Genomic DNA, 17,498 nt, shown 5'->3' on the forward strand with positions numbered 1-17,498 from the left:
GGCATGGCGTGGTGGTGACCGAGGAGTTGGCCGAGGAACTGCCTGCCGCGGCGGTCGAGGAGGCCAAGGCCAGGGCGGCGACGCTGCTGCTCGCCTTCCGGCACGGCAACCAGCTCGCGTTCGACCACGAGCTGGACCTGCTGCTCGAGGAGAACGTCGAGCGGGAGGTGACCACACTGCTCACCTGGATCGCCGCCGAGGCCGTCCGCAAGGCGTACGCCCCCGAGGTCGGCGACCGGGTGCTGCGGTCGATGGCCCGGCGGGCCCCGGAGGACACCGCCGCGGTCCAGGTGGACGAGGAGACCGCGAACGCCGCCCAGCTGATCGAGGCGGTCGCGGCCGGCGAGGTGGCCGAGGTCCGTGGGCTGGTCGCCGCGACGGCCGACACCACCTACCTGCTCGGCGGCCTGCTGCAGGGCGTCGCGATGATGCTGCCGCTGCTGCCCGAGGGCGAACTCGCCGAGATCACCGCCGAGTTGCGCCGTCGGCACGGTGGTGCCGCGCACGTCCCGGAGGCCCGGGCCGGGGTCTGATCCCGAACCGGCCGGGGCCTGCACTCCTCATGATCAAAGGCTGTTGGCTCCCGTAGGTTGCGAATCGATGCTTCATTGCCGTTCAAACTTGCTAAAGCAATGACAAATGGAGTGAGTCGGAGGTATGGGTCAAAGCCGGGTCGAAGTGGCCGTTCTCACCCCGACCCACACCCCGACCCCCGGCTTCGCTCTCACCCTGTGAGGACGGGCCGCCGTCGCTCCGTAGACTGTGGTCGTGAGCGACAAGGCCGACCCGAACCCGTACACCCTCCGCCCCGCCGACGGCGGCACCGGCGACGCCCTGCGCGACGTCGAGCTGGAGCTCTCCAAGCGCTGGCCGGAGAACAAGCTGGAGCCCTCGCTCGACCGGATCGAGGCGCTGATGGACATCCTGGGCCAGCCCCAGCAGTCCTTCCCCTCCATCCACGTCACCGGCACCAACGGCAAGACCTCCACCGCCCGGATGATCGAGCAGCTGCTCAACACCTTCGAGCTGCGCACCGGTCGCTACACCAGCCCGCACGTGGAGACCGTCACCGAGCGGATCAGCCTGGACGGCGCCCCGATCAGCCCCGAGCGCTTCGTCGAGGTCTACCGCGACATCGAGCCCTACGTGCAGATGGTCGACGCGGCCCAGCCGGTGCCGATGTCCTTCTTCGAGGTGCTGACCGGCATGGCCTACGCAGCCTTCGCCGACGCCCCGGTGGACGTCGCCGTGGTCGAGGTCGGCATGGGCGGCTCCTGGGACGCCACCAACGTCATCGACGCCGCCGTCGCGGTGATCACCCCGATCGGGCTGGACCACACCGACAAGCTCGGCGAGACCACCGGCGAGATCGCGGTCGAGAAGTCCGGGATCATCAAGCCCGGCGCCGTCGCCGTGGTCGCCCAGCAGCAGCTGGACGCTGCCCAGACCATCCTGCGCCGGGCCGTCGAGGTGGACGCCACGGTCGCCCGTGAGGGCATGGAGTTCGGCGTGATCCGCCGCGAACTCGCCGTCGGCGGCCAGCTGGTGACGCTGCGCGGGCTGGGCGGCGAAGAGTACGAGGACGTCTTCATCCCGCTGCACGGCGAGTACCAGGCGCACAACGCGGCGCTCGCGCTGGCCGCGGTCGAGGCCTTCTTCGGCGTCGGCGGCGCCCGCGGCGGGCAGCTCGACGTGGACAAGATCCGCCAGGCCTTCTCCGGCGTCTCCTCGCCGGGCCGCCTGGAGGTCGTCCGCCGCAGCCCCACGATCATCCTGGACGCCGCGCACAATCCGCACGGCGCCCAGGCCACCGTCGCCGCGATCTCCGAGTCCTTCGGCTTCACCCGTCTGGTCGGGGTGATCGGCACCTCCGGGGACAAGGACGTGACGGGCGTGCTGGAGGCCTTCGAGCCGATCCTGGCGGAGGTCGTCATCACCCAGAACTCCACCCACCGCGCGATGGACGTGGACGCCCTCGCGGCCCTGGCCGTGGAGGTCTTCGGCGAGGACCGCGTCCAGGTCGAGCCCCGGCTCGACGACGCCATCGCCGCGGCCGTCACCCTGGCCGAGGAGGAGGGCGACCTCGGCGGCGCCGGGGTACTGGTCACCGGTTCGGTCATCACGGTGGGCGAGGCCCGCCTGCTGCTCGGGAGGAAGTGACATGAGGACGCTCTGCTCCTCCACGCTGATCGGCGAGGCGTTGCTGATCATGTTCGCGGCGCTGGTCGCGATGCGGCTCTCCGGCGTCTCGACCGCCAGCGTGTGGATCGTCAGCGGCATCGCGATGGCGCTGTGCCTGGCGCTCTGCGGCATGATCAACCGCCCCGGCGCGGTGCAGGTCGGCTGGGTGCTGCAGGTCGGCCTGATCGCCAGCGGCTTCGTCCTGCCGACCATGTTCGGCCTCGGCGTCGTCTTCGCCGGCCTGTGGTGGTGCTCGGTGCACTACGGCCGCAAGGTGGACCGGTTCAAGGCCGCCCGCGCGGCCGCCGAGGCCGGGGCGGCCCTACAGGGCTAGGGCGCGGACCGGCGAACCGACACGCCGTGTACGCAAGGTAATCTCTGCCCTGTCGGCTCCCACCTCGTCGACCCGACTGTCTGCCGAACCGAATCCCCAGGAGACGCACCGTGTCCCAGCGCACTCTCGTCCTGCTCAAGCCCGACGCCGTCCGCCGCGGCCTGGCCGGCGAGATCATCAGCCGCATCGAGCGCAAGGCCGGCTGGCAGCTCGCCGCCATGGAACTGCGCACCTTCGACCGGGCGACGCTGGAGCAGCACTACGCGGAGCACGTCGGCCGCCCGTTCTACGAGCCGCTGCTGGAGTTCATGACCTCCGGCCCGTCGATCGCGATGATCGTCGAGGGCGAGGAGGTCGTGAAGGGCATCCGCATGCTGGCCGGCGCCACCAACCCGCTGGAGGCCGGGGCCGGCACCATCCGCGGCGACTACGCGACCATCACCCGCGAGAACCTGATCCACGCCTCCGACTCCCCGGAGTCCGCCGAGCGCGAGATCAAGATCTTCTTCCCGGCGCACGCCTGATCCGAGCCGGGCGACACGCCCGGGCGGACGGGGCGTCACGCCCCGGAGGACCTTGGGACTGCCCTGGTCGGGACCATTGGCCCGGCCGGGGCATTCTTATCGTGAAATAGGGAACTGCGGGCGCCGACACGGCGTCCCAATGCTCGGAGAAGCGATCACGCTCCGGACAATGGACGGTATGCCCCACGTCGACGTCCGTACCGTGCGGCGTGACTACGATGGACGCGACTCAAGGGCCCGGTAAGGCAGCTCAGCTGGTCTCCGCCCAAGCATGGGCGTGCATTCGTCCACCCCCCATGAACTCCGAGCCCGGGAAGGCACCCACACCCCATGGCGAGCAACCTGTCGTTCATCGGCCGCGACTTGGCGATCGACCTCGGAACTGCCAACACGCTGGTGTACGTCAGGGGCAAGGGGATCGTCCTCAACGAGCCGTCCGTCGTCGCGGTGAACACCAACACCGGCGGCATCCTCGCGGTCGGCGTCGAGGCCAAGAAGATGATCGGCCGCACGCCCGGCAACATCGTCGCCATCCGCCCACTCAAGGACGGCGTCATCGCCGACTTCGAGATCACCGAGCGGATGCTGCGCTACTTCATCCTCAAGATCCACCGCCGCCGCTACCTCGCCCGCCCGCGCGTCGTGGTCTGCGTGCCCTCCGGCATCACCGGCGTCGAGCGCCGCGCCGTCATCGAGGCCTCCTCGCAGGCCGGCGCGCGCCAGGTGCACATCATCGAGGAGCCGATGGCCGCCGCGATCGGCGCCGGCCTGCCCGTCCACGAGGCCACCGGCAACATGGTCGTCGACATCGGCGGCGGCACCACCGAGGTCGCCGTGATCTCCCTCGGCGGCATCGTCACCGCCCAGTCCATCCGGGTGGCCGGCGACGAGTTGGACAACGCGATCGTCCAGCACATCAAGAAGGAGTACTCCCTCCTCCTCGGCGAGCGCAGCGCCGAGCAGATCAAGATGAGCATCGGCAGCGCCTTCGGCCTGGAGGGCGAGAAGGACGAGCACGCCGAGATCCGCGGCCGCGACCTGGTCAGCGGCCTGCCCAAGACCGTGGTCATCTCCGCCGCCGAGGTCCGCGAGGCCATCGACGAGCCGGTCAACTCGATCATCGACGCGGTCAAGACCACCCTCGACCAGTGCCCGCCCGAGCTGGCCGGCGACGTCATGGACCGCGGCATCGTGCTCACCGGTGGCGGCGCCCTGCTGCGCGGCCTGGACGAGCGGCTGCGCCGCGAGACCGGCATGCCGATCCACATCGCCGAGAACCCGCTCGACTCCGTCGCACTCGGCTCCGGCAAGTGCGTCGAGGAGTTCGAGGCGCTCCAGCAGGTACTGGACGCCCAGCCGCGCCGTTAGCACCACGACGACACATCCGACACTCAACTGAACGGGCAGCCGCCCGGGCCCCACAGCCCCGGGCGGCTGCCAGGTACGAAGGGGCAGTACCAGCACCGTGAGGGACACACGAGAGAGCCGGCTGCTGCTCATCCTGCTGGTGGCCGTCGCCTTCGCGCTCATCACCGTGGACATCAAGGGCGGTGAGGACTCCCCGCTCGGCCCGGCCCGCCACGCGGCCGCCCGCGTCCTCGGCCCGGTCGAGCGCGGCGCCGCCACCGTGGTCGACCCGGTCGCCAACACCGTCCGCGCCTTCCGCGACGCCGCCACCAACAACGGCCGCACCGACCAACTCGCCCGCGAGAACACCGAACTGCGACAGAAGCTCGCCTCCTCCGACATGGCGAGCGGGCGCACCAAGCAACTGGACGACCTGCTGCGCACCGCGGGCGCTGGCGGATACACCGTCAAGGCCGCCCAGGTCATCGCGATCGGCCCGGCCCAGGGCTTCTCCTGGACCATCACCATCGACGCCGGCAGCGACGACGGCCTCACCCGCGACATGACCGTGATCAACGGCCAGGGCCTGGTCGGCCGGATCACCACCATCGCCCCGACCACCGCCACCGTGCTGCTCGCCTCCGACCCCGGCTTCTCGGCCGGCACCCGGCTGGAGGGCAGCGGCGAGATCGGCTTCGCCTCCGGCGGCGGCGACAGCCCGATGAAGGTCTCCCTGCTCAACGGCAAGGCGCAGGTCAAGACCGGCGACCGGCTGGTCACCTTCGGCTCGCAGAGCGGCCACCCGTTCGTGCCCGGCGTCCCCGTCGGCAAGGTCACCGAGGTCCAGGCCAACGCGGGCCAGCTGACCAAGACCATCCTGGTCGAGCCCTTCGTCCAGTTCACCCGGCTGGACCTGGTCGGCGTGGTGGTCGTGCCGCCGCGCGCCGATCCGCGCGACGCCGTCCTGCCGCCCGCCCCGGGCCAGAGCCAGGCCCCCGCCGCGCCCGTCCAGCCGCAGGCCCCCGCGGCCAGCACCCCGCCCGCCAAGCCCAATGGGGGGAACTGAGCCATGCGCCTCGCCCGCATCCCCGTCTCCGCCGCACTGATCCTCTTCGGCCTGATCCTCCAGGTCAGCGTGTTCGGCCGGCTCCAGCTCCCGGGAGCCACCCCGGACATACTGCTGCTGGTCGTGGTCGGTCTGGCCATGGTCTACGGGCCGACCGGCGGCTGCCTGGTCGGCTTCTCGGCCGGCCTGCTCGCCGACCTCGCGCCGCCCTCCGACCACGCCATCGGCCGCTACGCCCTGGTGCTCTGCCTGATGGGATACGCCGCCGGGCTGCTGCGCCCCGAGCACGGCCGACAGCGCTCGGTCTCCAGCGCGCTGCTGGTGGTCGGCGCCGCGGCGATCGCCTCCACCGTGCTGTACGCCATGGTCGGCGCCCTAGTCGGCGACACCGCGGCCCGGCACGTGGGCCTCGGCGGCCTGGTGATCAGCGCCCTGCTGTACGACCTGCTGCTGGCCCCGTTCGTGGTGCCGCTGGTGATGCTGCTCGGCCGCCGCTTCGGCCGCGACCCGGTGACCGCCGCCAGCGACGACGACGAGGGCGGCCCGGGCCTCGGCACCCTGGCCCGCTACCGCACCACGCGTGAGGTCTCGTCCGGCCCGAAGTACAGGAAGCGGCGCGTCCCCGGCTTCGCCCGGCGCCCGTAACCCGGCCCGTCCAGGCCCCCGATCTCCCGACTTTCCCGCACCCTGGAGCGCACGAGACGTGAGCAACATCCCCGAGACCGGCCGAACCCGGCGGGTGACGATCCGTCTGGTGGTACTGCAGATCCTGGTGCTGTCGCTGCTCGCCACCCTGGGCGGACGGCTGTGGTACCTGCAGATCCGCAACGCCAGCGTCTACACCGCCAAGGCGACCGGCAACCACATCCGCGAGGTGGTCGAGCCGTCCGTCCGCGGCGAGATCCTGGACGCCTCCGGGCGGATCCTGGCCGGCAACGAGGCCCGGCTGGTGGTGTCCGTCAGCCGTACCTCGCTGCTGCAGCAGAAGGACGGCGGCAAGGCGGTGCTGGGCCGCCTCGCCGAGGTGCTGGGCATGTCGGCCAAGGACGTGCAGGAGAAGGTCCGGCTCTGCGACGCCAAGACCCCGCAGCCCTGCTGGAACGGCTCGCCCTACCAGCCGATCCCGGTCACCAAGGAGGCGACCACCCAGCAGGCGATGCAGATAATGGAGCGCCGCGAGGACTTTCCCGGGATCACCGCGCAGCCCACCGCCGTGCGCCGCTACACCGGCATCGAGGGCGCCAACATGGCCCAGGTGCTCGGCTACCTCTCACCGGTCACCGACGACGAGGTCAGCAAGACCGCCGACAAGAGCGGCCTGGACCGCTACCTGCCGGCCGACCAGATCGGCCGGGCCGGGCTGGAGTCGGTGTACGACCGCGACCTGCGCGGCACCGCCGGCATCACCAAGCTGGAGGTGGACAACCTCGGCCGGGTGATCGGCACCGCCGGCACCGTCGCGCCGCAGACCGGCAACAACCTGGTCACCAGCATCGACGCCCGGGTGCAGAAGGTGGTCGAGGACAACCTGGCGCAGGCCATGGCCGACGCCCGGAACACCTTCGACAAGGTCACCAACCGCAACTACGAGGCCGACTCCGGTGCCGCCGTCGTGATGGACGTGCACACCGGGCGGATCATCGCGATGGCGAGTGCCCCGACCTACGACCCCAACCTCTGGGTGGGCGGCATCAGCGGCAAGGACTACCAGTCACTGACCAGCAAGGGTTCCAACTTCCCGCTGCTGAACCGGGCCATACAGGGTCAGTCCGCCCCCGGCTCGACCTTCAAGGTCGTCTCGACCACCGCCGCCGTGCAGGCCGGCTACTCGTTGGACGGCACCTACCCGTGCCCCAAGAGCATGACCATCGGCGGCCGCGAGTTCAAGAACTTCGAGAGCGAGAACTTCGGTGCCATCTCCCTGGAGAAGGCGCTGGAGGTTTCCTGTGACACCGTCTTCTACGGCCTGGCGTACGACCAGTGGATGAAGGACGGCGGCATCAAGCCGAAGAAGGATCCGGGCGACTGGTTCTTCAAGACCGCCCACCAGTTCGGTCTCGGCGCCAAGACCGGCATCGACCTGCCGTCCGAGGTCACCGGCCGGGTACCGGACCGGCAGTGGAAGCAGTCCTTCTACGACAACAACAAGGACGCCTGGTGCGCGCAGGCGCAGAAGGGCGGCAACAGCTTCTCCGACCAGATCGCCCGCGAGAACTGCGCCGACGGCTACCAGATGCGCGCCGGTGACGCCGTCAACTACGCGATCGGCCAAGGCGACACGCTCGTCACCCCGGTCCAGATGGCCCGTATCTACTCGGCGCTGGCCAACGGCGGCACCTTCTACCGGCCGACCATCGCCAAGGCCGTGATAAGCCCGAGCGGGGATCTCGTCCGCGAGATCGCCCCGCACGAGGACGCCAAGTTCCCCGGCGACCAGAAGCTGCTCAGCTACATCGACCAGGCCACCGCTGGTGTCATCACCAGCGGTACCGCCGCCTGGAAGTTCAACGGCTGGCCGCAGGACAAGATCGCGCTGCACGCCAAGACCGGCACCGCCGAGGTCGAGGGCAAGCAGACCACCTCGTGGCTGGACACGTACAGCAAGGACTACGCGGTCATCATGACGATCAGCCAGGGCGGCACCGGCTCCGGCGGTTCCGGTGACGCCATCCGCCGGATCTACCAGGCGCTGTACGGCGTGGACGACAAGGGCACCATCGACAACGGCAAGGCGCTGCTGCCGACGCCGCAGAGCGAGCTGCCGAAGTTCAACCCGGACGGCACCGCGATCATCAAGCCGGCCTCCTACACGATCGACCCGGCACCGGGCGTGCCCGCCCCGGCCCCGGTGCTGCCGGCCGTCACCCCGGCCCAGGCGGACGCGGCCCCGGCGACGGCCTTCCTCGACCCGACGCCGCCGGCCGACAGCCCGGCGCCGTACACCGCGGCCGATGCCGCGCTCGAACCGAACCGCCCGGGAAGGGGACGGGCATGAGTGAGCGGAGCGAGCGAATCGTCGGAAGGTGCGCGTTGTGCGAAGCGCCTGCTGAGCGAAGCGAGGGGGGCGCATGAGCTCCTACGGCTCCTACCGGCAGCTGCGGCTGGCTCCGCAGCGTACCGGGGTCTCCAAGGCCCTGGCCAAGGACTCACCGCTGTGGCGGCTGGACTGGATACTGCTGCTGGCCGCGCTGGCCCTCTCGCTCGGCAGCTCGCTGCTGGTCTGGTCGGCGACCCGCGGGCGCGACAACCTCACCCACGGGGACCCGCAGTACTTCCTCTACCGGCACCTGACCAACTTCGTCGTCGCCCTGGTGCTGTGCGCCGTGGTGATAGCGATAGGAGCCCGGCGGGTCCGCACCCTGGTGCCGTTCGTCTACGTCGGCGTGATCCTGCTGCTGCTGGCGACGCTCAGCCCGATCGGCTCGACCGTCAACGGCGCGCACTCCTGGATCCAGCTCGGCGGCGGCTTCTCGATCCAGCCCGCCGAGTTCGCGAAGATCGGGATCGTGCTGTCGATGGCGGTCGTGCTGTCGGACCAGGTGGACGCGGGGGAGCGGGAGTTCCCCTCGCACCGGGCGGTGTTCCGCGGTCTGATCTGGGCCTGCCTGCCGATGGGCCTGGTGCTGCTGATGCCGGACGCCGGGTCGACCATGGTGATGTCCGCGATCGTGCTGGGCATCCTGCTCGGCTCCGGCGCGGCCAACCGCTGGGTGCTCGGCATCCTCGCGGCCGGCGTCGGCGGCAGCATCGCGATCTGGAAGCTCGGACTGCTGAGCCAGTACCAGATCGACCGCTTCGCCGCCTTCGCCAACCCGCAGCTCGACCCGAACGGCGTCGGCTACAACACCGCGCAGGCCCGGATCGCGATCGGCTCGGGCGGACTGACCGGCAAGGGGCTGTTCCACGGGACGCAGACCGTCGGGCAGTTCGTGCCGGAGCAGCAGACCGACTTCGTGTTCACCGTCGCCGGTGAGGAACTGGGCTTCGTCGGGGCGCTCGCGATAATCGCCCTGGTCGGCGTGATCCTGTGGCGCGCCTGCCGGATCGCCCGCCAGGCGACCGACCTGTACGGGACGATCGTGGCGGCCGGCGTCATCGCCTGGTTCTCCTTCCAGGCCTTCGAGAACATAGGGATGTGCCTGGGCATCATGCCGGTCGCGGGCATCCCGCTGCCCTTCGTCTCCTACGGCGGCTCCTCGATGTTCGCGGTGTGGATCGGTGTCGGGCTGCTCCAGGCGGTGCGCAGCCAGCGGCCGATAGCGGCCTGAGCCCGCTTGCTGTCGGGTTGATGTCGGGGCCGGTCCGGGATCTTCCCGGACCGGCCCTTCTCCTTGCCGCAGCGGTGAGTTGACGAACCGTCAGTTAGACCCGTCAGATCACCTGGAGCAGGCAGTCGGCGGCGGTGAGCACCGCCCGGGTCTGGTGGGCCAGCTGCTCCTGCACCGGGACCCAGCGGGCGCCGAAGCGGTGGCGCAGCCGGTCCAGGCTGTCAGCGACCACCGCGCGGGCGCGCTCCCGGGCGGCCTCGGCCGCCGAGCCGCGGGCGTCGGCCAGCAGGCGCAGCAGTATCGAGGCGACCCGCAGCGGCAGCCGGGCGGCGACCAGCCCGGCGGTGGTCGCCCGGGAGCCGCTCAGCGGGCGCGGGCACCAGAGCTCCAGCCACTCGTCGGCGACCCGCGGGGCGACCGCCAGGTTGAACTCGGCGGTGCGCACCAGAGCGCCGTGCGCCTCCCGGGCCTGCGCGGGAACGCGGGCGAGCAGCGCGCTGAGCTCCGCGGTACGCGCGGTGAGCTCGCGCGCGGCCTCGCCGACGGCCTGCGGCCCGGCCGGGTGCGGACGGGCGTCACCGACCGCGTCCACCGCCCACATCGGGACCTCCAGCACAGCGGTGACCGCGCCGGACCGGGCCGCGTAGGACCAGGTGGACAGCTCGGGCTCGTCCGGCAGCGCCCGGGAGGTGTCCTCGCTGCCAGGCCTCGGCATCAGATAGGTACCGGGGGCCGGGCTGGCCCAACCGATGGCGTCGTAGGAGTCCACGTCCAGCGGCAGGCCGGCCCGGTCGGCGGAGCGGGCGAAGCGCTCGGACAGCCCCGGCACCGGGCCGGTCAACTGGACGAAGGCGCCGCCGAAGTCCACTCCGTGCAGCGAACACTGCAGGAACGGGCGCAGCTCGTCGATCAGGCCGGTCAGTGCCAGGCTCTCCGGCATCGGCGGGCGGCCCGAGCCGGGGGCGGGCAGCAGTTCGGGCTGCTCCTCGAAGGCGGGACGGAAGAAGTGCTCGTAGTGGCGGCTCATGGTGAGCGGGCCGTCCAGCCAGCCGGCGTTGAGCGCGGCACCGTCCGGGTCCAGGCAGAGCAGCAGGTGCCAGGACAGGCCCGGCCGGGCGGGGCGATCCAGCAGCACCTCGGCCAGCCGGACCGCGGCGGCGGTGCCGATCGGCTCGTTGGGGTGCGGTCCGCCCACCACCAGGGCGGCGCGCGGGCCGCGGTCGACCGAGAGCAGCAGCAGCGGGCGCCCGGCCCGGGAGCGGCCGACCTCGCGCAGCCGGCAGCGGTCCGGGCGGCGCAGGGCGAGTCGTCGGGCCGCGGATTCGGCCTGGGCCTGCGTGGGGTAGCGGGCCGGCGGCCGGGTGTCGAGGGTCCTGTCGAGGATCCGCAGGGGTCGGACCCGCCGACCGGTGTCGGTCATGGTTCTCCTTGCGACCGGTCGTACGGCCGCCGGGGCGCGGGCGTGCTGCGCCACCGGACGCGGCCTGCGGGCCGGGGACGGGCTCTGCGGGGCCGGGGGGAGGGGGCCTCGCGGGGGACGGGGGAGGTCGTGCTGGCGAGACGGGCTGCCGGGGGAGTCGGCGTTGGCCGAGCGTACGACCCAACTCCCCTCTCCGGAAGGGGCACAGGGCCTTGGGCAGGGCCCTGTCAGTAGCGCACGGGTCGTCCGGGCGTGTCAACGGCGGCCGGTGCCGGGCGGCGGGCGCGCACCGTGCGTGCCGGGGCGGGTACGGGTGGGTGCGGGCGGGTGCGGGCGGGGCGGATCGCGCCGGGGCGCACCGGGGGTCTGGCCGGGGTCTGGCTGGGGTCCGGTTCGGGCGGCCGGTTCGGGCGGGGGTCGGCCGGCGGCCGGTTCGGGCGGGGCTCCCGGGCAGACGGGGCGTTCCCCGGATTGGGCTACCCTTGAGGGTCACCCCTCCCGTGCCGACTCGCGGCACCGAATCACGTCGTAAGGGTTCCTAGTACATGACTGTCGAATCGGTCTTCCCACGCCTGGAGGCCCTCCTCCCGCACGTCCAGAAGCCGATCCAGTACGTCGGCGGCGAGCTCAACTCGACCGTCAAGGACTGGGACGCCTGCGACGTCCGCTGGGCGCTGATGTACCCCGACGCCTACGAGGTCGGCCTGCCCAACCAGGGCGTCATGATCCTCTACGAGGTGCTCAACGAGCGTGAGGGCGTGCTGGCCGAGCGTACCTACAGCGTCTGGCCGGACCTGGAGGCGCTGATGCGGGAGCACGGCGTCCCGCAGTTCACCGTGGACGCCCACCGCCCGGTGAAGGCCTTCGACGTCTTCGGGCTGTCGTTCTCCACCGAGCTCGGCTACACCAACATGCTGACCGCGCTCGACCTGGCCGGCATCCCGCTGGAGGCCAAGGACCGCACCGACGAGGACCCGATCGTCCTGGCCGGCGGCCACGCGGCCTTCAACCCGGAGCCGATCGCGGACTTCCTGGACTGCGCGGTGATCGGCGACGGCGAGCAGGCCGTCCTCGACATCACCGAGATCATCCGGACCTGGAAGGCCGAGGGCCGTCCGGGCGGCCGCGACGACCTGCTGCTGCGCCTGGCCCGTACCGGCGGGGTGTACGTCCCGAAGTTCTACGACGTGGAGTACCTGGCCGACGGCCGGATCGGCCGCGTCGTGCCGAACGCCCCGGGCGTGCCGTGGCGGGTGTCCAAGCACACCGTGATGGACCTGGACGAGTGGCCGTACCCGAAGCAGCCGCTGGTCCCGCTCGCGGAGACGGTGCACGAGCGGATGTCCGTGGAGATCTTCCGCGGCTGCACCCGCGGCTGCCGCTTCTGCCAGGCCGGCATGATCACGCGCCCCGTGCGGGAGCGAAGCATCACCGGCATCGGCGAGATGGTCGAGCGCGGGCTGAAGGCGACCGGCTTCGAGGAGGTCGGCCTGCTGTCGCTGTCCAGCGCCGACCACACCGAGATCGGTGACATCGCCAAGGGCCTGGCCGACCGCTACACCGAGGACAAGATCGGCCTGTCGCTGCCGTCCACCCGTGTCGACGCCTTCAACATCGACCTCGCCAACGAGCTGTCCCGCAACGGGCGCCGCTCGGGCCTCACCTTCGCCCCCGAGGGCGGCAGCGAGCGCATGCGCAAGGTGATCAACAAGATGGTGTCGGAGGAGGACCTGATCCGCACCGTCGCCACCGCGTACGGCAACGGCTGGCGCCAGGTGAAGCTGTACTTCATGTGCGGCCTGCCCACCGAGACCGACGAGGACGTGCTCCAGATCGGCGAGATGGCGAAGAACGTCATCCAGAAGGGCCGCGAGGTCACCGGCCAGAACGACATCCGCTGCACCGTCTCGATCGGCGGGTTCGTGCCCAAGCCGCACACCCCGTTCCAGTGGGCCCCGCAGCTGTCCGCCGAGGCCACCGACGCCCGCCTGGCCAAGCTGCGCGACTCCATCCGCGGCGACCGCAAGTACGGCAAGAACATCGGCTACCGCTACCACGACGGCAAGCCGGGCATCGTCGAGGGCCTGCTCTCCCGCGGCGACCGCCGGGTCGGCGCGATCATCCGCGCCGTCTACGAGGACGGCGGCCGCTTCGACGGCTGGCGCGAGTACTTCTCGTACGACCGCTGGATGGCCTGCGCCGACAAGGGCCTGGCCGGCACGGGCGTCGACGTCGACTGGTACACCACCCGCGAGCGCTCCTACGAGGAGGTGCTGCCCTGGGACCACCTGGACAGCGGCCTCGACAAGGACTGGCTGTGGGAGGACTGGCAGGACGCCCTGGAGGAGGTCGAGGTCGACGACTGCCGCTGGACCCCGTGCTTCGACTGCGGCGTGTGCCCCCAGATGCAGACGGCTATACAAATCGGCCCGACGGGCAAGAAGATGCTGCCGCTGAGCGTCGTTAACGGCGCTGACCAGCAGAAGTAGCCGACGACGTGGGTGACACGGTGAGCGAGCTGTGTGACTTACTTCACAGCCTTCCGGAGGGTGAGCGGGAGCTCGTCCTGGGCGCGCTTGGCATGACGCGCGCCCCGGGCGGGCCCGCCCCCGTCCTCGGGGAGGCCCGGCAAAGCGGCCGGAGGACCCCTCTGCCCGCCGCCCGGAGTGCCCCGGGCATCGAGTCCTCGATCGAGTGGGTCTGAGGCCTGGAGGCGACGTGTAGAGCCCTCCCCGATCCTGTCGGGGAGGGCTCTTGCGTTTGGTGGGATTGCCCACCTGCGGGTGATGGCTGACAGCTGTCAGCTACCCCCTATGAGTGACAGGTGCGGGGCGGCTGACTTGGACAGGCTCTCCAGGATGGCCCTGCCTTTCTCAGCCGTCCCGAGCGAGGGACGGCCGATGATGCCCGTGCGGGTGTAGCCGGCCATACCCAGGGTGAGGAGATGGGGCCGCTCCGGGGCGTCGTGGTCGTCCTGCTCGATGCCTTCGCGGATGAGATGGGGGGCGCCGTGGAGGAGAAGTGACACCTCCAGCTCGCCGCCGTGCATGTCCTCAGCGCCGGTGCTCTCCAGCCCGGCGGCCTCGCGGGCCTGGTGCCAGTCCTCGCGGACGGGGAACAGAGCGACGCACGAGCCCCCGGTGTTGGCCTCCTGGACCACGTTGGAGAGGACGTAGTTCCCGCCGTGCCCGTTCACGATCAGCAGACCGGGGACGCCGGACGCCTGGAGTGACTTCCATGTGTCGTTGATCACGGCGTAGAGGGTGGCGGCGCTGATGCTGACGGTGCCCGGCATGTGGGCGTGCTCGTGGGAGCAGGACAGCGTGATGGGCGGCAGTAGGAACAAGTCGTAGTCGGCGGCGATCCGCTGGGCGATCAGGCTGGCGACCACGGTGTCCGTGGTCAGCGGCAGGTGATCGCCGTGTTGCTCGAAGCTTCCGACCGGCAGTACGGCGATCTTCGCGCCGCGCTGGCGTTCGTCTGCGGAAGTGGCGGCCGTGATCAGTGCGTCCATGGGCTCAGCCTCTCTCATCAGGTCGTCAGCGGTCGAGAGTGTTCCTTACTGCTCATCAGCGTCAAACGGCCTGTGAACGTGGCTACTTCGGGTACGGCGTTCCATCTCTGAAGGGCCTTGCCCGCTGCGGACAGCTCGGACATCGCACGCGCGGACTCGGTGTCGATGGCGATCGACAAGGCTCGGTCGGCTGCGGCGGCGGCCTGCTCCGGCTCGCCGGACACCGCGTACGCGCGCGCCAGACGTGAGAGGTACACCCCTTGGTCGTTGCGGTAAAGAGGCGGCAGGACCCGAAGTTCCGCCTCGAACATGTCCACGGCCGTGTGCGGGTCGCCGAGTTCGATCAGGCAGTTCGCGCGTTGCATCTCGATGTACGTCGGCGTGCAGTACGCCAGATCGAGCGCATCGTCGTCATGCGAGTCGTCTGGTTCGGCAGCGAGTTCGTGGGCCTCGTCGAACTTGGATTGGGCGAAGCGCGGGTTGCCCATGAGAGCGTGGCCCTGGGCCTCCTGCTGAGCGGCCAGGGCACGGATGCGCTGTGTGGCGCCAGCCGACCGCTGGGCAGCGCGGGCAAGACTGACGGCTTTCTGAGCGCTGCGCTGGGCAGTGGCCTGGTTGCTCTTCCGGAAGAGAACGTAGGCGGCCATGACGTCGTCCCCGGACTCCTGGGCCCACTCCATTGCACGGTCCGACCAGTACAAGGCCCGGTCGAAGTCCCCGAGATCCTGGTTCGGCCAGCCTAAGAACTCCGCTGTGCGGGCGCCGATGGTGAGGAGTTGATCGCGGGTACGGCCCCCGGCGTTCTGCTGAAGGCGGTCAAGTAGCTGGAGGTGCCGGGTCACTGAGTCGAGCGCGTGGCGGGAGCCGAGTAGATTCGCGGCCTTGTAGTGGCCGGGCATAGCGCTGCGGAGGTGGCTGACGAAGAACTCATGGTCGATCGGCGAGTTGAGACCCGGCCGGCTCTTGGATGGCTCCGGGACCCGGGAGCGGGACTGTGGCCGGGGTGCTTCCTGTTCCCAGGGCCGAGAGGCCAGCCCGAGCATGTGCCCCGGGATGTGAAGGCCGTCGGCGATTCGCTCGATGAGGTCGATCTTCTCGATCTTGGGCTTGCCCGCCATGACCTCGCCGACTCGGCTCGGCGTCATGTCGCAGGCTCGTGCGATGAGCGACGGGTAGATCCCAGCCAGCTTGAGCAGCCTGAACACTGCGGCGAAGTCTCGTCTTCGGCACGCGGTGACCATCTCCGGGTTGGAGAGCAGATCCGGCGGGAGCCGGTCCGGAACGCGCGCCTCGGTCACCACTACCCCCGCTGTTGATCAGTCGCCGCCGCAAGGAAGTTGATTACCTGTGAGTTTACCCACAGTGGGTAATCAGCTTGGGTACGTCCGCCGCATTCCCCCTCGGCAATCTGGTGTCCAGGGCCGGAGCGTCCAGTTCCGGCCCCCATTGGGCATCGGGAGGTGGTGCACGTGATCAGCTCGGAAGAACTCCAGGACGACGCGGAGGCCCACAAGTCGGTTGCCGGGATATCCGCGTTCGAGGCGACGCTTCCGCGCCATCGTCTGTCGGTCCACGCGGCGCGCGTGCTGCTGCGGGACTTTCTCATCGGTGTCCCGGGGCGGGGCGCACTCGTAGCCGGCGGTCTGGTCGTGCTCTCGGAGCTGGTGACCAACGCCGTGGTGCACGCCCGTGTGCCCAAGGGGCGGCGCATCGCGGTGCGGTTCGAGTTGGTCAGTGGTCATCTGCGGATCGAGGTGCATGACGCGATCGGTGAGCAGCCGGTGATCCGGCGGTCCACCGGTCCGGACGACGACTCGGGCCGTGGGTTGTGTCTGGTGGAGGCCTTGTCTGTGGAGTGGGGCTGGATGCCCCGGCCGGAAGGTATCGGGAAGATCGTTTGGGCTTTGGTGGGCCCGGAAGGTGGTGCTCGATGAGGTGCGGGAGGGTGTCCGGGGTGGAGGCGTCGCGGTGTTTCTACTGCGGTGCGGGGCTGCGGAAAGCGTTGGTGCGGTACATCGTGGTGAACGGTCGGAAGGTCGGTGTCCACGCGCAGCACCCGCGCCGTACGGGGGAGGTGCCGGCATGACGGTCCTTCCTGTCACTGACACCATGCGCACGGCCCCGTTGGCTGCGCCCTCCCCGTTCCCAGTCGTGGTGGAGGTCCGGGGGGTCACGGGGCCCGCGCAGTTCTCCAAGCTGTCGGACGCGTTGGCGGCGCTGCTCGGCTCGCTGCGGGCGCTGCCGCTGGATGCGGGGCAGCGGGAGTACTTCGACGAGCTGTTCGAGCCGGAGGTGGTGCGGTCGATCGGGCATCGGCTCGTGATGTACGGAGAGGTGCGGGCGCTGGCGTTCGTGGACCTGGTCCCGAACGTAGTGCTGCTGTACCCGGCCGACCCCCAGGCGCCCCGGTGATCCGGCGGCTGCGGGTCTGGCGGGACCGCGCCTTGACCTGGTGGTTCCTGGACGGTCAGTTTTCGTGGCCGGTGCGGGCCCTCTCGCCGGGGCGGCGTGCCGTGCACCGCGACGTGGCGCTGTGGTGTGCCGAGCCGGGGTACGGACCTTGGCGGTCGGGAACGGTCTACTTCCACCTGCCCGAAGACGACTGAGCCCGGCTTCCGGTCTCACGAGCGGAGCAGACCACGAGGGCCGCCGCAGTGACGGTCCGCGCGGGGCCCGAAACCACCGCGCTCGCCTACAACATCGAGGCCACCAACCCCAAACGCGCCACCCTAGCGGCCAAGGCAGCCCGCTAGGAGCGTGTCTCAGTAACAGGCAACCCACCTGCGTCTCGTGATCATTCGTGCGGGATGATCCCGGTGTGCATGGCGAGGATGGGCTGTTCGA

15 protein-coding genes are annotated in these 17,498 nt (G+C 70.5%); 12 read left to right on the plus strand and 3 right to left on the minus strand.

Going from position 1 to position 17,498, the window contains the following annotated elements; genetic code table 11:
* Positions 1-8: 8 nt before the first annotated feature.
* The 9 genes from ACWC9T_RS02420 to rodA all read left to right on the plus strand — a co-directional run bounded on the left by ACWC9T_RS02420 (position 9) and on the right by rodA (position 9,720).
* Positions 9-533 (plus strand): hypothetical protein, encoded by a 525-nt coding sequence (locus tag ACWC9T_RS02420; RefSeq protein ID WP_449819172.1) that lies wholly within the window; start codon positions 9-11, stop codon positions 531-533.
* A gap of 235 nt (positions 534-768) precedes the next feature.
* A complete protein-coding gene (folC, locus tag ACWC9T_RS02425) occupies positions 769-2,160 on the plus strand; it encodes a bifunctional tetrahydrofolate synthase/dihydrofolate synthase (protein ID WP_449819173.1) in 1,392 nt (463 codons plus the stop codon).
* 1 nt (position 2,161) lies between these two features.
* The gene (locus ACWC9T_RS02430) at positions 2,162-2,515 is read left to right on the plus strand and encodes a DUF4233 domain-containing protein (protein ID WP_449819174.1); all 354 of its coding nucleotides are present in this window, start codon (positions 2,162-2,164) and stop codon (positions 2,513-2,515) included.
* A gap of 110 nt (positions 2,516-2,625) precedes the next feature.
* Positions 2,626-3,039, plus strand: coding sequence for a nucleoside-diphosphate kinase (gene ndk / locus ACWC9T_RS02435; RefSeq protein WP_355669542.1), 414 nt, complete (start codon positions 2,626-2,628; stop codon positions 3,037-3,039).
* Positions 3,040-3,381: 342 nt separating this feature from the next.
* Positions 3,382-4,407 (plus strand): rod shape-determining protein, encoded by a 1,026-nt coding sequence (locus ACWC9T_RS02440; protein WP_355669593.1) that lies wholly within the window; start codon positions 3,382-3,384, stop codon positions 4,405-4,407.
* A gap of 97 nt (positions 4,408-4,504) precedes the next feature.
* Positions 4,505-5,452, plus strand: a complete 948-nt coding sequence (gene mreC / locus ACWC9T_RS02445; RefSeq protein WP_449819175.1) for a rod shape-determining protein MreC — start codon at positions 4,505-4,507, stop codon at positions 5,450-5,452.
* A gap of 3 nt (positions 5,453-5,455) precedes the next feature.
* Positions 5,456-6,097, plus strand: a complete 642-nt coding sequence (mreD, locus tag ACWC9T_RS02450) for a rod shape-determining protein MreD (RefSeq protein ID WP_449819176.1) — start codon at positions 5,456-5,458, stop codon at positions 6,095-6,097.
* Between the two features lie 58 nt (positions 6,098-6,155).
* Positions 6,156-8,447: a penicillin-binding protein 2 gene (gene mrdA, locus ACWC9T_RS02455; RefSeq protein ID WP_449819177.1), complete on the plus strand. Its 2,292-nt coding sequence runs from the start codon at positions 6,156-6,158 to the stop codon at positions 8,445-8,447.
* 73 nt (positions 8,448-8,520) lie between these two features.
* Positions 8,521-9,720 carry a rod shape-determining protein RodA gene (gene rodA / locus ACWC9T_RS02460; protein WP_449819178.1) on the plus strand — a complete coding sequence of 400 codons (1,200 nt, stop codon included), beginning with the start codon at positions 8,521-8,523 and terminating at the stop codon, positions 9,718-9,720.
* Positions 9,721-9,823: 103 nt separating this feature from the next.
* On the opposite strand, the gene ACWC9T_RS02465 is transcribed toward rodA, so the two are convergent.
* Positions 9,824-11,140, minus strand: coding sequence for a M14 family zinc carboxypeptidase (locus ACWC9T_RS02465; RefSeq protein WP_449819179.1), 1,317 nt, complete (start codon positions 11,138-11,140; stop codon positions 9,824-9,826).
* Positions 11,141-11,685: 545 nt separating this feature from the next.
* Here ACWC9T_RS02465 and ACWC9T_RS02470 point away from each other — a divergent pair.
* Entirely contained in the window at positions 11,686-13,629 is a 1,944-nt protein-coding gene (locus ACWC9T_RS02470) for a TIGR03960 family B12-binding radical SAM protein (RefSeq protein WP_449819180.1), read from the plus strand.
* Positions 13,630-13,940: 311 nt separating this feature from the next.
* On the opposite strand, the gene ACWC9T_RS02475 is transcribed toward ACWC9T_RS02470, so the two are convergent.
* Together ACWC9T_RS02475 and ACWC9T_RS02480 are read right to left on the minus strand one after the other, a co-directional pair.
* Positions 13,941-14,654 (minus strand): creatininase family protein, encoded by a 714-nt coding sequence (locus tag ACWC9T_RS02475; protein ID WP_449819181.1) that lies wholly within the window; start codon positions 14,652-14,654, stop codon positions 13,941-13,943.
* Positions 14,655-14,671: 17 nt separating this feature from the next.
* Positions 14,672-15,952, minus strand: a complete 1,281-nt coding sequence (locus ACWC9T_RS02480; protein ID WP_449819182.1) for a hypothetical protein — start codon at positions 15,950-15,952, stop codon at positions 14,672-14,674.
* A 171-nt stretch (positions 15,953-16,123) separates the two neighbouring features.
* On the opposite strand from ACWC9T_RS02480, the gene ACWC9T_RS02485 reads away from it, so the two are divergent.
* Both ACWC9T_RS02485 and ACWC9T_RS02490 read left to right on the plus strand, forming a co-directional pair.
* Complete coding sequence (locus ACWC9T_RS02485) at positions 16,124-16,588, plus strand: ATP-binding protein (RefSeq protein ID WP_449819183.1); 465 nt, start codon at positions 16,124-16,126, stop codon at positions 16,586-16,588.
* A 148-nt stretch (positions 16,589-16,736) separates the two neighbouring features.
* Positions 16,737-17,066, plus strand: a complete 330-nt coding sequence (locus ACWC9T_RS02490; RefSeq protein ID WP_449819184.1) for a hypothetical protein — start codon at positions 16,737-16,739, stop codon at positions 17,064-17,066.
* Positions 17,067-17,498: the final 432 nt, after the last annotated feature.

This window comes from Kitasatospora sp. NPDC001159 (assembly GCF_053598235.1).

What these genes read in the sequence shown, in the direction of transcription:
- ACWC9T_RS02490 (WP_449819184.1), top strand. Translation starts at nt 16,737, where the DNA reads ATGACGGTCCTTCCTGTCACTGACACCATGCGCACGGCCCCGTTGGCT.
- mreD (WP_449819176.1), top strand. Translation starts at nt 5,456, where the DNA reads ATGCGCCTCGCCCGCATCCCCGTCTCCGCCGCACTGATCCTCTTCGGC.
- ACWC9T_RS02465 (WP_449819179.1), bottom strand. Translation starts at nt 11,140, where the DNA reads ATGACCGACACCGGTCGGCGGGTCCGACCCCTGCGGATCCTCGACAGG.
- ACWC9T_RS02430 (WP_449819174.1), top strand. Translation starts at nt 2,162, where the DNA reads ATGAGGACGCTCTGCTCCTCCACGCTGATCGGCGAGGCGTTGCTGATC.
- rodA (WP_449819178.1), top strand. Translation starts at nt 8,521, where the DNA reads ATGAGCTCCTACGGCTCCTACCGGCAGCTGCGGCTGGCTCCGCAGCGT.
- ACWC9T_RS02475 (WP_449819181.1), bottom strand. Translation starts at nt 14,654, where the DNA reads ATGGACGCACTGATCACGGCCGCCACTTCCGCAGACGAACGCCAGCGC.
- ACWC9T_RS02470 (WP_449819180.1), top strand. Translation starts at nt 11,686, where the DNA reads ATGACTGTCGAATCGGTCTTCCCACGCCTGGAGGCCCTCCTCCCGCAC.